Raw genomic sequence first — 13121 nt, forward strand, 5'->3', positions numbered from 1 at the left:
ATTCCAAATGGTTTGCAGGCACAGAAAGAGCGCAGGATAATGTACATGATTGATTAAACTGCGCCTGTAGATGTGTGCCGGATAGGAGAATAAACATATGGCTTTATCACGTGCAAAAGCAGGCTGGGTCCTGGCTTTTCTGGTACTCATGTGGGGAGTAAACTGGCCCCTGACCAAATACGCATTAAATTTTACACCGCCGCTTATATTCGCAGGCATGCGCCTGTTAATTGGGGGCTTGGTGCTGGGGTTGTATGCTTTTCCCCGCTACAAAACGCTGAGGCTGAAGCAAACCTGGCATATTTATGCCATATCTGCGGTGCTTAATATCATCTTCTTCTACGGCTTTCAGACCGTGGGGCTGACGGAAGTGCCGGCAGGATTATTTTCATCCATCGTGTTCCTGCAGCCTGTGCTGCTCGGAATTGGGGCATGGCTGTGGCTGGGCGAGTCCATGTATGGACTGAAGATTGCCGGATTGGTGATCGGTTTTGCAGGAGTGGCTACGATCAGTATTGGTGGCATGACAGGCAAAGTATCCCCTGAAGGGGTTATGCTTGGGCTGTTCAGCGCAATTAGCTGGGCAATCGGGACCGTATATATGAAGCGAACTTCAATGAAGGTCGATGGAATCTGGATGACAGCCATTCCGATTTTGATCGGCGGAGTTGTTCTGACGTTGACAGGTACGGTCACAGAGAGCTGGGCTGATGTGCAGTGGGTGCTACCTTTTATACTGGATACGTTGTTTATTTCGGTGTTTGTCATTGCGATGGGCTGGCTCGCGTTCTTCAAACTGGTCAGCTCCGGCGAAGCCAGCAAAGTAGGATCGTTCACGTTCCTGATTCCGCTGATTGCCCTTTTATGCAGTGTGCTGTTCCTCGGAGAGTCGGTGACGGTCAATCTGATCGCAGGTCTGGTTATGATTATTGCCAGCATCCTGCTTGTGAATGTTAAAGTGAAGGGCAGTAAAGTGGCGAAAATATAAAGTTATTATGGCGAACTTTCTTCAAGTGGTTGATGAACCTTGTATACATTCAGAATGACAATGCAAAAAATGGGTAAGTTATATACAGGAACATCACCATGATTACGAAGAGGAGGACTCTAGCATGACACAGAACAATCAACCTCAGGATGAGGCGGCAATTCGCAACAAACTGGATGAAGACGGGGATTCCTTGATGGAGAAAAAGAAAATTTTGAGCGGTGTGGATATTGAGCCGCAAGCGGACGAATGGTCTGCCAAGCCGTCACCTGTAGCATTTGATGAAGGTAAATCATCCAAAGAATAAAAGGAACCAAGTATAGCTTGAAAAGAAGCGGGTACCGTTAAGGTATCTGCTTTTTTATATCAGAATGGTTAAGCATGTTTCGAAGCATCATCTTCCTGATGTCTTATTGTATAATCATGGGAAACGTTTGTGAGAGGAGAATGTGAAGATGAGTGAGATTAACATTAGACGGGCTGTCATCGGAGATTACACGGGAGTATCTGCATTAATGGATGAACTTCATCAATTGCATGTAGAGGCTAGGCCAGACATATACAGAGAGTTGCAGACGAGAATGAGTCATAAGGAATATGAACAACTACTGGAAACGGATCATCGTTACCTCTATGTTGCGGAATTGCTGGATCAGGGTGAGATTGTTGGATATACGAGCGCACAGTTGAATGTTATTCAAAATGTGGATTTGTTGAAGGATCGAAAGATGTTATATATCAATGAGATCATCGTTGGCAGCATGCATCGTGGACATGGGACAGGCAAACAATTGATGCAGGAGTTAATCGAACTTGGCAGAGAAATTCAAGTCGACAGCGTTGAACTGACCGTGTCTATATTTAATAACGGTGCTCAAGCTTTCTATGAGCAACTGGGTTTGGCTGTGCGCAGCAGTAGAATGGAATACATACTATAGTGCGCCTGTACGAAGACTAATGGGGATGTCTGGCACGTTAGCGCAGTCGTGGGAAGCATGGGAAACATCCATGTTGAGAAAAATAATAAAATGGTCTTGCATACCCCCATGGGGTATGTTACTCTTATAACAGAACGAAAGAAAAGGGGTGTTCGCGATGGAACATCAGAGCCATCCCAAGGAACCTTTGGAGTCATCCGTAACAGAGGTGAACGAAGTCTCACAGACAGATGATCAGCAAGCCAATTCATGTCATACGGCAGGCAGTGACGGGAAGCATGTGCGCAAGAGCCATCATTCCCAGCAGATGAAGGGCAACCTGATTTCTCGCTTGAACCGTGTTGAAGGACAGATTCGCGGGATCAAGGGATTGATCGAGAAGGACACCTATTGTGATGATGTGCTGACGCAGATCGCGGCGGCTCAGTCTGCTCTTAATTCAGTAGGCAAGCTGTTGCTGGAAGGTCATATGAAGAGCTGTATCGTTGAGCGCATTCAGGCCGGAGAGCATGAGGTTGTGGATGAATTGTTGGTAACGGTAAGAAAGTTAATGAAGTAATTATTTTTGAATGAACTCATCATTTATATATCTAAGGAGGAACTACCCATGTCTAATATTACGTTGAACGTTACAGGAATGTCTTGCAATCACTGTGTGAAATCGGTTGAAGAAGCTGTGAAGAATGCGGGAGCGAATGGTCAGGTTGATCTGGCAGCAGGAACTGTCGCAGTTGAATATGACGAGCAAAAAGTCAATGTGGATCAGATCAAGGCAGCCATCGAAGATCAAGGATATGACGTAGTCTAATCATCGCAGGCTTAAACTGAACTTCCCTTTGCATGGAAAGGAATTCAACAGATCTTTTCCATTAAATGAGTTCATTGTTTAAGCCTGATTTTCTGTCTTTTATATACCCCTTGGGGGTATTGAATGTGTAGGAATATTTTATAAAGAAAGGAGCTAACAACATGGATAAGTCATCAACAACGGACAACGCAACAACATCAGAACCCGTACCATCACCGGAAGCAGCGGGATTGCAGACAACACTGCAAATTACAGGCATGACCTGTGCTGCCTGCTCTACCCGGATTGAGAAGGGTTTGTCCCGAATGGAAGGGGTCAATCAGGCGAATGTTAACCTCGCTATCGAACAAGCAACGGTATCCTATGATCCGAAGACAACGAACATCAATGCTTTGCGGGATAAGGTTGAGGCGCTTGGCTATGGTACAGTAACGGAATCCGTGGATCTGGACATTACAGGCATGACCTGTGCTGCTTGCTCTGCTCGAATCGAAAAGGGTCTTTCCCGGTTGCCGGGTGTATCCCGTGCAAACGTGAACCTGGCGCTGGAAACGGGACATGTAGAATTTGCAGCAGGAGTATTGAAGGCAACCGATATTACGGCGAAGATCAAGCAGCTCGGTTATGGTGCGGAATTGCAGCAGACACAGGAAGATACCCAATCGGTGCGTGAGCGTGAATTACAGCGCAAAAAGTGGAAGTGGATGATCTCCGCCCTGTTATCTTTGCCGCTCCTTTGGGCCATGGTGGGTCACTTCTCATTCACCTCGTGGATCTGGGTACCGGACCTGTTCATGAACCCGTGGTTCCAACTGGTGTTGGCAACGCCAGTACAGTTTGTGATTGGATGGCAATTCTATGTAGGTGCCTATAAAGCGCTCCGTAATGGCAGTGCCAATATGGATGTACTGGTTGCTTTGGGTACAAGTGCGGCTTTCTTCTACAGTCTGTATCTGACCCTGACCAGTGGCAATGCAGCTTCGACCATGATGGATCATGGTGGGACGGGAATGGCTACAGCAGCCATGCCAACCGTGGAGCTTTATTATGAGACGAGTGCAATCCTGATTACGTTGATCCTATTGGGAAAATGGTTCGAAGCTGTAGCCAAAGGGCGCTCGTCTCAGGCAATCAAAAGCCTCATCGAACTGGCTCCGCGTGAAGCCAGAGTGATTCGTGATGGACAGGAGGTTATTGTACCGTCTGCGTATGTCGCGGTAGGTGATCTCGTTCTGGTCAAACCCGGAGACAGCATTCCTGTGGATGGCGTCGTGGAGGAGGGGCAATCTTCTGTCGACGAATCCATGTTAAGCGGAGAGAGCTTGCCAGTGGATAAAAAACCGGGGGACGCCGTTACAGGCGCTACGCTGAACAAAAATGGAGTATTAAGACTGCGTGCGACCCGCGTGGGTTCGGACACGGCGTTATCGCAGATTATTAAAGTGGTTGAACAAGCGCAGGGTTCCAAGGCCCCTATTCAGCGGATTGCCGATGTGATCTCAGGCATCTTTGTTCCGATTGTTGTAGGCATCGCAGCAGTCACGTTCCTGATCTGGTATTTTTTCGCCAGTCCCGGTGACTTTGCCGGTTCGCTGGAGAAGGCGATTGCTGTACTTGTCATTGCCTGTCCTTGTGCGCTTGGACTCGCAACCCCAACGTCCATTATGGCTGGATCAGGACGTGCGGCGGAGTATGGTGTGTTGTTCAAAGGCGGCGAACATCTGGAATCGGCACAGCAGATCCAAACCGTTGTACTGGACAAAACAGGTACAGTCACCCAAGGCAAGCCCGTGCTTACGGATGTGGTGACGGCTCCAGAATGGACGGAAGCAGAGCTGCTGCAACGGGTGGGAGCAGCAGAGCAGAGTTCGGAGCATCCTTTGGCTGAGGCCATTGTAGAAGGAATCCGAGGTAAAGGTCTGGAGCTAACCCAATCAGAGCAATTCGAGAACATACCGGGATATGGAGTGCGAGCTCGGGTTCAGGGACAAGAGATCCTGGTCGGGACACGCCGACTGCTTACGGATGCGAAGGTGAATGTCTCCGAGGAAACCATGCAACAGATGAACAACCTTGAAGAACAAGGGCGCACAGCGATGCTGGTCGCGGTAGACGGACAATGGGCTGGGGTTGTTGCCGTGGCTGACACCATCAAGGAAACTTCACGGGAAGCCATTCAGCGGCTACATGCTATGGGGATCGATGTCATCATGATTACGGGAGACAATGAGCGGACAGCTCGTGCTGTAGCGGAGCAAGCCGGAATCAATAAAGTTCTGGCTGAGGTATTGCCAGAGGGTAAAGCGGCAGAAGTGAAAAAACTTCAGGAGAGTGGCCTCAAGGTAGCGATGGTTGGAGATGGTATCAACGATGCTCCGGCCCTTGCTACAGCTGATATTGGTATGGCCATTGGAACCGGAACCGATGTAGCGATGGAAGCGGCGGATATTACGCTAATGCGTGGCGATCTGAACAGTATTGCAGATGCGATCGAGATGAGTCGGCGCACGATGGGCAATATCAAGCAGAACCTGTTCTGGGCACTTGGCTATAACGTGATTGGTATTCCAATTGCAGCAGTGGGCTTCCTGGCTCCTTGGTTAGCAGGTGCGGCCATGGCGTTCAGCTCCGTGTCGGTTGTACTGAATTCGCTGCGTCTGCAACGCATGAAACTTAAAAGCAATGACTGATGTCCGTTTGAGGGACGTGATTCAACTTTGCAATATGCTCAAGAGTAAGCATAGGGTGCGGTCCGCTACGGCGGACCGTGCTTTTTTTGTTGAGAAAAGGTGTTTGAAATATGTTAAGGGAATGGTCCCTTCCTTGTTAATTGAAGGTGAGCGTGTGAAGTGATGTCCTCTTATGAAATGAAATTCATTATTTGCGAAACACATCTTCATATTTCTGAACCTTTCAGAAATAGATTGACAATATAGACATATAGACTTAAAATTTAAAACGATCGTTTGATTTAAACAATCGTTTACATCAAATTCGAACTAATGAGTAATGGAGGACATCATTTATGTTGCAGGCTTTACGTATATTGTTGAAAAAACCGCCAGTAATCGTGGGGATCGTGACGGCACTTATGTTCCAAGTGATCTTCAGCGTGATCTGGATGACAGCATATTCCGGAGTGAATGACCGGATGAATGAATTGACGGTTGCCGTTGTCAATGAGGATGGAGAGCAGTCCAAGGGGATCGCAGATCGTATGGCTGAGACGCTTCCTTTTCATACCGTAACTAATCTGAGTGCTGCTGAAGCACTTGACCAGTTAAACCATCGCAAGATTCATATGGTACTGAATATTCCTGCAGGGTTTAACGAGCTGATTCAGACAGCCGGTTCCACTGCCGAAATCAAGTACACTATTAACGAGGCGAACCCGGTTACGATCAAAAGCATGATGCAAGGCGTATCGCAAAGCGTGACGAACACGATTAACAAGCAAGCAACCGCTCAAGGTGTGCAAGCTGTGTTGACGGCTTCCGGAGCGCCTGCAGATCAGGCAGCTGAAGCTGCTGCCAACCTGACTACCCGCGTTGAAGGTCCAACTACTTCTATTAATCCGGTTAACGGCATGAACAACCAGATGGTGCCGATGATGATGGTACTCGCTTCTTATGTGGGAGCCATGATTATGGGTATGAACCTGCAGACAGCGATGGGAATGCTGTCGGCTACTCACTCCCGCTGGACATTGTTCGGTGCCAGAGTAGTCATTAATCTGGGGTCTGCTCTTGTGGTTTCCCTGCTGGGATCATCACTGATTGTGTCGCTGGGCGGACAGATCGAGCAAGGATTTATCGTATTCTGGTTGTTCCAGGCGTTGTTCCTCTGCACGTTCATGTTCTTCTCCCAGTTCTTCCTTATCTGCTTTGGACCAGCGGGAAGCTTGTTCAACATCATTTCACTGTCGCTGCAACTGGTATCTTCCGGTGCAATGGTGCCACGTGAATTGCTGAACAGCTTCTACAGTGGTATTGGTCAGTATCTGCCTGCCACATATGCCGTTCAAGGTGTTCTGAGCGCTCAACTGGGTGGACCTGGAGTTCAATCCGCTGCTGGCTCAATTGCCATTGTATTGCTGGTTGCTGTAGCCCTCTCCCTGGTGGTGACGTCGTTGAAAAAACAACGCATGCCAGCTGGGGCACCAAGCCCGGCTCAAATGAACAGCTAATATTGCAGACGTAATGGTTGTTCTTCATAGGATATGATCAAGCACCCCGGTGATTTTCACCGGGGTGCTTGGTTTAATAGTAGGTTGAGGTAGCTAGCTTTGCAGGACCACAGGCGGCACACCTTGCGCTTTGATGCACAAACTTTCATAATGAAACGATAGAGTAGTCTCGCTGCAGCCCGGTGAGCTGGAGCAAATGAATAGAACGGACAAGAGGAGCGGACGGAATGACGGAACCGGAATTGGATATAAAAACGAGGATTTTGCTTGCAGCCAAGAAGCTTTTTGCACAGCAGGGGTATGACGGGACAAGTGTTCGTCAAATCTGTGATGAGGCGGGTGCGAATGTATCGCTGGTCTCGTATCATTTTGGCGGAAAAGAAAAGGTGTTCGAAGCATTATTTGAGCACTTTTTTCCTGATCATATGATGAACGAGTTGGCTGAAGAGTCCATGTCCTCCCCTGTGGAGGGTATCCGACGAATCATAGGTGAAGTCGTAAAATTCACGATGACGGACCGGGAGATGAGCGATATTGTGCAGCTTGAAATTACACTGCGTACCCATCGCACAGATACCGTGTTTCGTTTTCTGGACCCCGTCTGGACCAAAGTGAGGGAACTGCTGCAAGAAGGCAAGGAGCAGGGCGTGTTTCAGATCGAGTCCGTATCTTATGCGATGCTTCAGGTCATGGGTGTGGCTTTGGCGCACAAACGGGCCAAGAACTCACGATTCAGCTTTGACTATCAGGACATGAACACAGATGAGCTGGCCGAGCAGACCATTGAATTTGTACTACGAGGATTGGGAGTGAATAGCAATGAACGAAACCATTGAATTGATGATGAAGCACCGCTCTGTGCGGAAATTCAAGCCAGACCCGGTAAGTGAGGAGCAGCTGGCAGCAATCGTGGCGGCCGGGCAGATGGCTTCCTCTTCAAGTAGTGTGCAGGCCTATACTATAATTGCTGTTACCGAACAGGAGCAGAAGGCCAAATTGGCTGAATTGGCAGGTAATCAGTCTTACGTCAATGAATGCCCTGTGTTTCTCGTATGGTGTGCTGACCTTTATCGCCTGAGTGATGCTGCCAAGCGTCATTTGCCTGAAAAAGAATCCTATGAGGACTCCACTGAAAACTTTATGGTGGCGACAATCGATGTTGCACTCGCATCGCAAAATGCTGCACTTGCAGCAGAGTCACTGGGTTTCGGAATTGTATATATTGGCGGGCTGCGCAACCGCATTGAGGAAGTGAGCGAAGTATTGGGCTTGCCTGACGGCGTCTATCCAGTATATGGTATGTGCATTGGTGTTGCTGATCAGGAGACGGGTATTCGTCCGCGTCTACCGCTGGATGCGGTCTTACACCATGGCCGCTATAACGCCGAGCAGACCCTCAAATGCGTCGAGAGCTATGACGAAACGACTGCTGCATACATGAAGGAGCGCACCCAAGGGGAACGCTCTACACCGTGGTCCGAAATGATGGCGAAACGTCTCACAGAGCCGGTACGTCTACAGATGAAGCCATTCCTCGAAGGCAAAGGATTCTTGAAACGTTAAGGTAAATACAAAAGAAGTCAGTTTGGCAGATGCCAACTGACTTCTTTTTTTGCATGTTATATCTATTTAGTTGAGGTACCAGCACAAGAATGGATGCCAATTCGGACCTAAGGAAGATCGTAGAAGCGTTTCGTATTCTGATAAAAGAGACGCGCTGCCCGCTCCGTTCCCATACCGGTCACTTCACTCCACGCTTGAATAACCTGTCTCGTCATGGCTGGATGCGTCATTCTTCCCTGGAAAGGTCCCTCGAAAGGCCAAGGTCCATCGGTCTCTGCCATAACCTGCTCGGAAGGATACTGGCGAGCTAATTCGCGAATTTCCTCTTCGTATATGATATCAGGTGTAAATGAGACGAAGTATCCGTTGTCAGCCATTCGCTGGACGGTCCGCTTGGAGCCTTTGAACCAGTGGAAATGAGCCCGGCGATGATGATATTGCTCCAGCAGGTCACAGGCGATATCGGCATCCTCGTATACAGCGTGCAGTACAATCGGTTTACCGTGCCGTTTCGCTAGCTGGATAAATCGCTCCAACAGATCGATATAGCCGCTCTGATCAAAGTGTTGTCCTGCCTGTTCGGCTTCCTGTCGGTTGTAATAGGGCAATCCAACTTCCCCAATCGCTGTGGCTTGTCCCATATGCTTTTCGATCCATTTGAAAAATAGATCCTGCTCTGCCAGGGACGGCAGGGGCTGCTCGGGATGGAACCCAAAGGCCGGATATACGGTACGAGGGTATTGTGAAGCTAGTTCCAAGTTGGTCTGGGCAGAAGCTAGATTCATGGAAACGGCGATGACAGCCTCAACCTGCTGGGATGGGAAGGAATGCAGCATCTCACGTTGTTCTTCAGGTGTATATTTGTCCAGGTGAAGATGGGCATCGACCAAGGGTGCAAAAGCGGTTGATTGCATGGATGGACCCCTCCTTTTTGTCTTTTACCAATGATACGCAGGGTAGTTTGTCTTGGATCACCCATTTTAGGGAAAAAATAACTCAAAAACCCGCACTATTTAGATAGGCGGGTTTTCTGCTGTTCTTCTCTCATCCACTGGGAAATCTGCCGTTTCCGTTCAAGAAAAGCAGATTCCTCCGTGATCGCTTCGCGACGTGGACGATCAAAGGGAACATCCACCTCGTGAAGTACAGCTGCAGGTCGATTTGATAGGACATAGATACGGTCCGCAAGTAATAATGCTTCCTCGATATTATGCGTAATGAACAGCACCGAGCGGCGGTTCTGTTCCCAGATATCGAGCAGCCAGCGCTGCATGTCGCTGCGGGTCAGTGCATCCAGCGCACTAAAAGGTTCGTCTAGCAGCATCAGCTCCTGCGGACTGAGCAGGGCGCGCAGAAAGGCAACCCGCTGCTGCATGCCGCCCGATAACATATGCGGATAGGCTTGTTCGAACCCAGCCAGTCCGACACTGCTCAGCCACTTCCGGGCATCTGCAAGCGCCTCTGCTCGGGGTGGTGCATCCGCAGACACTTCACCTGCAAGCAGCACATTGTCCTCAATGGTACGCCATGGGAAGAGGGCAGGCTGCTGCGGCATATAGCTAATCTTGCCGCGTTGTCCGGTGACATCCTGACCATTCATCAGGATTTGGCCCTCCTGAGGTTTCAGCAGACCGCCGATGATGTGAAACAGGGTGCTTTTGCCACAGCCGGAAGGACCGACGATGGCTACGAATTCTCCTTGTTCCACGGTCAGGGACAGGCCATCCAGAACGGGCAATGTGCTGCGTCGCTCTCGGAACGAAGCATTCACGTTTAATACTTCCAACGCTGGCGATGAATGATGTGCAGGTAAGGTCGCGGCTCCATACTCAGGACTTCCGCTACTCGTTGGAGTGGTTGCACCTTCATCCGGCGCAGCAGCTACCCGCTCGTTGTGTTCGGGTGTCATCTTGTCATCACTTCCTAACCTTTATATGGTGCATATTTCAAAGTTATCGCTTTTGTGGACGCCAGCGTACGAGCAGCTTCTCCAGTAGCGCAATGAGCAGGAAGAGCAGCAAACTCAGTGCCACAATAATCATGATTGCCACGAAAAGACGATCCGTCCGATAGGCTGATTTTTGCAGCATCATATAATAGCCGATGCCCTTATCTGCACCGATCCATTCGGCGATAATCGCACCCATGACGCTGTACGTAGCGGCAATTTTAATCCCCGAGAACACCGAAGGCAATGCATGTGGAAGTTCGAGCTTCCAGAAAATTTGGCCGCGTTTTGCACCAGCCATGCGCATATAGTTCATCATCGCCGCATCGGTGCGGGTCAATCCGTCCATGGCAGCTACAGCTACCGGGAAGAAGCAGACCAGGATGATGGTAATCAGTTTGGGCAGCAGCCCAAATCCGAACCAGATCAGCAAGAGTGGAGCAAGCGCAATGGTCGGTATATTTTGACTAAGAATAAGTAATGGATAGAGTGCAGATTTTAAAAATGGAATCAAATGCAGCACCATCGCAATCAGTAATCCCACGAGCGTACCTGCTGCAAACCCTATCAATGTCAGCTGGATTGTTGCCCATGCATGCATGCCAAGTCGCTCGGCCTGGGACGCTGCTTCATGGGCGATGTCCGAAGGCGCAGGCAGCATCCATTTCTCAATATGGAACAGGGAGACGGCTCCCTGCCATATCGCTATAAAGAGAATAACCGCCACAAAGGGCGGCCATACGCTTTTCCAATAGGCATGCATTAGCGATATTTCTCCGTTAGGGTGTCCATGCTGAAGCCGCTTGGGCTATGGGCGATCTTGATCTGTGAGATGATGCTCGGACTGCCGGCTTCCACGAGAACTTCGTGCATTTTGCGGACAACCTCCAGCAGTTCCTCCAGTTCTCCCTCCATCGTGGTATCCAGAGGATTAACCTGATATTTCAAGCCGGACTGCTGAATAACTTCAATCGCACGATCAACATAAGGATAGGAATTTTCGCCATTTGGCGTTTTGGGAATGACTTGAATGCTAAGTAGTGTGCTTGCCATGAGAGATCACTTTTCCTTTCGAAATATATAAAATGAACTAATGACTGTTACACTTGCCACTTCGATGACAGAATAACCTTCCAATCGCTGTTATCCCCAGATTTTTTTGATTCCCTTCTCCAAAGGGAAAATCCGGTGATAAAGGCGAACGCTTCGCTTTTTCACGTTATTTCTGTCCTCTTCGTCCTCGTATAAATACTAAGTTCATTTTATATGGATAATTTTATTGGGGTAAGAACTCGTTCGTATACGCTTTGGATACATCGACCTGCTCATCGAGCAGTTTTTTGCTAAACATCCAATCTGTGTAGTTCTGCCATACTTCCTGCTTCTGCTCACCCCAGCGTGGTGCGTCATCCTGATATTTTGGACTCAGCCACTTCTGGCTTGCGAGTACAAGATCCTTATCCAGATCCGGTACGGCCTTGATCAGAATGTTAGCAGCGTCTTCGGGATGTTCAATCGCGTATTGATATCCTTCGGAAGTTGCTTTCAAGAACGCTTTAACCAGCTCGGGATCGTTCTGAATCGTCTTTTCATTGGTAACGAGTACAGGTGTGTAGTAGTCCAGTGCTTCGGAATAATCCTTCACATACAGCATGTCGATCGGTTCGCCGCGCAGTTCGGCTTCAATGCCCGTCCATGCGTAGAAAATCCAGGCAAAGTCGATATCGCGTTTCACAGCGGTGAAGAAGTCTGCATCGCCCATGCTAATATTTTTTACTTTGGATACATCGGCGCCTTCGCCTTCCATAATGGACTGCATCACAGCTTCTTCTACCGGGGAGCCCCAGCCACCATAGGTTTTGCCTTCAAAATCTTTGGGAGATTTGATGTTCCGATCCGCAGGAGCGGCAAATCCGGACGTGTTATGCTGAATGACTGCAGCGATGGACACGAGCGGTACGCCCTGTGTGCGGGCCTGGGTTACACTCTCCTGATAACTTACGCCAAAAGGCACTTCGTTCGAAGCTACCATTGTATCGGCGCCTCCGGCACCTGGCTGTACTATCTCTACATTTAAGCCTTCGGCTTTGTAAAAACCTTGATCTACGGCCGCATACAGGCCGGTATGATTCGTATTTGGTGTCCAGTCCAGCACCACTTTAATGTCCTTGAGGGCTGCGTTGTCACCTTCATTGCTGTTTTCGGTGTTGCTGCTGCCATTTTCTCCTGAAGGTGCTGCTTCTTTGCCGCCACATGCGGCCACAGCCACGAGTAGTACGCACAAGAGCATTAGGCCCATCATTTTACGCCATCTCATCTTCATTTCTCTCCTTCATGTTGTCCGGCCAGTGGCGCGGGGTACTCCTTGGCTTCATATCCAAGCTTCTTGCATAAATCGACAGATTTATACCAGCTATGATCCGGATGACGTCACTTTTTTTAGCTCTCTGGCTATATAAAAGAACATTAAAAAAGCGCCCCGTTAATCCGGGACGCGTGCAGGCGTTAGAGATGTGGCACTCAGCAAAGAGGCTGGGCCAATTCGATATACTCCGATTCCTACGCTGGCATGATCCAGATCAGGTCTAAGGGTCAGTATCTTGGTGGGATACACTCTCAGCCGGCCTATTCCGACTCCCCTGGGAAACTATGAAGTTACGGGCATTACTAGGTGTAATTATAGGCCAGAG

General features: G+C 49.1%; 14 protein-coding genes and 1 riboswitch. Of the genes, 9 read left to right on the forward strand and 5 right to left on the reverse strand.

Features of this window, described 5'->3' with window-relative positions; genetic code table 11:
• Nucleotides 1-97: 97 nt before the first annotated feature.
• The 9 genes from ACDJ58_RS00905 to nfsA all read left to right on the forward strand — a co-directional run bounded on the left by ACDJ58_RS00905 (nucleotide 98) and on the right by nfsA (nucleotide 8483).
• Complete coding sequence (locus ACDJ58_RS00905; RefSeq protein ID WP_413374737.1) at nucleotides 98-988, forward strand: DMT family transporter; 891 nt, start codon at nucleotides 98-100, stop codon at nucleotides 986-988.
• A 124-nt stretch (nucleotides 989-1112) separates the two neighbouring features.
• The gene (locus ACDJ58_RS00910; protein WP_063566250.1) at nucleotides 1113-1295 is read left to right on the forward strand and encodes a hypothetical protein; all 183 of its coding nucleotides are present in this window, start codon (nucleotides 1113-1115) and stop codon (nucleotides 1293-1295) included.
• 148 nt (nucleotides 1296-1443) lie between these two features.
• Nucleotides 1444-1926, forward strand: coding sequence for an N-acetyltransferase family protein (locus tag ACDJ58_RS00915; protein ID WP_413374740.1), 483 nt, complete (start codon nucleotides 1444-1446; stop codon nucleotides 1924-1926).
• A 157-nt stretch (nucleotides 1927-2083) separates the two neighbouring features.
• Nucleotides 2084-2485, forward strand: coding sequence for a metal-sensitive transcriptional regulator (locus tag ACDJ58_RS00920; RefSeq protein WP_413374742.1), 402 nt, complete (start codon nucleotides 2084-2086; stop codon nucleotides 2483-2485).
• A gap of 48 nt (nucleotides 2486-2533) precedes the next feature.
• Complete coding sequence (locus ACDJ58_RS00925; RefSeq protein ID WP_053779829.1) at nucleotides 2534-2734, forward strand: copper ion binding protein; 201 nt, start codon at nucleotides 2534-2536, stop codon at nucleotides 2732-2734.
• Nucleotides 2735-2895: 161 nt separating this feature from the next.
• Nucleotides 2896-5424: a heavy metal translocating P-type ATPase gene (locus ACDJ58_RS00930; RefSeq protein WP_413374744.1), complete on the forward strand. Its 2529-nt coding sequence runs from the start codon at nucleotides 2896-2898 to the stop codon at nucleotides 5422-5424.
• 335 nt (nucleotides 5425-5759) lie between these two features.
• Nucleotides 5760-6920, forward strand: a complete 1161-nt coding sequence (locus ACDJ58_RS00935; RefSeq protein WP_413374746.1) for a YhgE/Pip domain-containing protein — start codon at nucleotides 5760-5762, stop codon at nucleotides 6918-6920.
• A 227-nt stretch (nucleotides 6921-7147) separates the two neighbouring features.
• Complete coding sequence (locus ACDJ58_RS00940) at nucleotides 7148-7756, forward strand: TetR family transcriptional regulator (protein WP_053779827.1); 609 nt, start codon at nucleotides 7148-7150, stop codon at nucleotides 7754-7756.
• Nucleotides 7740-8483 carry an oxygen-insensitive NADPH nitroreductase gene (gene nfsA, locus ACDJ58_RS00945; RefSeq protein WP_413374749.1) on the forward strand — a complete coding sequence of 248 codons (744 nt, stop codon included), beginning with the start codon at nucleotides 7740-7742 and terminating at the stop codon, nucleotides 8481-8483. Before ACDJ58_RS00940 ends, nfsA begins: the two co-directional genes overlap by 17 nt.
• A gap of 107 nt (nucleotides 8484-8590) precedes the next feature.
• Here nfsA and ACDJ58_RS00950 read toward each other — a convergent pair whose 3' ends face one another.
• The 5 genes from ACDJ58_RS00950 to ACDJ58_RS00970 all read right to left on the reverse strand — a co-directional run bounded on the left by ACDJ58_RS00950 (nucleotide 8591) and on the right by ACDJ58_RS00970 (nucleotide 12748).
• Nucleotides 8591-9397, reverse strand: coding sequence for a TatD family hydrolase (locus ACDJ58_RS00950; RefSeq protein ID WP_413374751.1), 807 nt, complete (start codon nucleotides 9395-9397; stop codon nucleotides 8591-8593).
• A gap of 95 nt (nucleotides 9398-9492) precedes the next feature.
• On the reverse strand, nucleotides 9493-10392 hold the full coding sequence (locus tag ACDJ58_RS00955) for an ABC transporter ATP-binding protein (protein ID WP_413374753.1): 900 nt from the start codon (nucleotides 10390-10392) through the stop codon (nucleotides 9493-9495).
• Between the two features lie 43 nt (nucleotides 10393-10435).
• On the reverse strand, nucleotides 10436-11194 hold the full coding sequence (locus tag ACDJ58_RS00960; protein WP_063566244.1) for an ABC transporter permease: 759 nt from the start codon (nucleotides 11192-11194) through the stop codon (nucleotides 10436-10438).
• Nucleotides 11194-11484 carry an MTH1187 family thiamine-binding protein gene (locus tag ACDJ58_RS00965; protein WP_024632265.1) on the reverse strand — a complete coding sequence of 97 codons (291 nt, stop codon included), beginning with the start codon at nucleotides 11482-11484 and terminating at the stop codon, nucleotides 11194-11196. Before ACDJ58_RS00965 ends, ACDJ58_RS00960 begins: the two co-directional genes overlap by 1 nt.
• Before the next feature lie 223 nt (nucleotides 11485-11707).
• A complete protein-coding gene (locus ACDJ58_RS00970; protein ID WP_408893693.1) occupies nucleotides 11708-12748 on the reverse strand; it encodes an ABC transporter substrate-binding protein in 1041 nt (346 codons plus the stop codon).
• 221 nt (nucleotides 12749-12969) lie between these two features.
• A riboswitch (TPP riboswitch) is annotated at nucleotides 12970-13082 on the reverse strand.
• Between the last annotated feature and the right edge of the window lie 39 nt (nucleotides 13083-13121).

It is taken from the genome of Paenibacillus taichungensis (genome assembly GCF_047302525.1).
GTDB lineage: Bacteria > Bacillota > Bacilli > Paenibacillales > Paenibacillaceae > Paenibacillus > Paenibacillus taichungensis_B.

Bases quoted from the DNA above. Each gene is read 5' to 3' on its own strand.
- ACDJ58_RS00915 (WP_413374740.1), top strand. From the start codon at position 1,444: ATGAGTGAGATTAACATTAGACGGGCTGTCATCGGAGATTACACGGGA.
- ACDJ58_RS00970 (WP_408893693.1), bottom strand. From the start codon at position 12,748: ATGAGATGGCGTAAAATGATGGGCCTAATGCTCTTGTGCGTACTACTC.
- ACDJ58_RS00940 (WP_053779827.1), top strand. From the start codon at position 7,148: ATGACGGAACCGGAATTGGATATAAAAACGAGGATTTTGCTTGCAGCC.
- ACDJ58_RS00920 (WP_413374742.1), top strand. From the start codon at position 2,084: ATGGAACATCAGAGCCATCCCAAGGAACCTTTGGAGTCATCCGTAACA.
- ACDJ58_RS00910 (WP_063566250.1), top strand. From the start codon at position 1,113: ATGACACAGAACAATCAACCTCAGGATGAGGCGGCAATTCGCAACAAA.
- nfsA (WP_413374749.1), top strand. From the start codon at position 7,740: ATGAACGAAACCATTGAATTGATGATGAAGCACCGCTCTGTGCGGAAA.
- ACDJ58_RS00965 (WP_024632265.1), bottom strand. From the start codon at position 11,484: ATGGCAAGCACACTACTTAGCATTCAAGTCATTCCCAAAACGCCAAAT.
- ACDJ58_RS00960 (WP_063566244.1), bottom strand. From the start codon at position 11,194: ATGCATGCCTATTGGAAAAGCGTATGGCCGCCCTTTGTGGCGGTTATT.
- ACDJ58_RS00905 (WP_413374737.1), top strand. From the start codon at position 98: ATGGCTTTATCACGTGCAAAAGCAGGCTGGGTCCTGGCTTTTCTGGTA.
- ACDJ58_RS00925 (WP_053779829.1), top strand. From the start codon at position 2,534: ATGTCTAATATTACGTTGAACGTTACAGGAATGTCTTGCAATCACTGT.
- ACDJ58_RS00955 (WP_413374753.1), bottom strand. From the start codon at position 10,392: ATGACACCCGAACACAACGAGCGGGTAGCTGCTGCGCCGGATGAAGGT.
- ACDJ58_RS00935 (WP_413374746.1), top strand. From the start codon at position 5,760: ATGTTGCAGGCTTTACGTATATTGTTGAAAAAACCGCCAGTAATCGTG.
- ACDJ58_RS00950 (WP_413374751.1), bottom strand. From the start codon at position 9,397: ATGCAATCAACCGCTTTTGCACCCTTGGTCGATGCCCATCTTCACCTG.
- ACDJ58_RS00930 (WP_413374744.1), top strand. From the start codon at position 2,896: ATGGATAAGTCATCAACAACGGACAACGCAACAACATCAGAACCCGTA.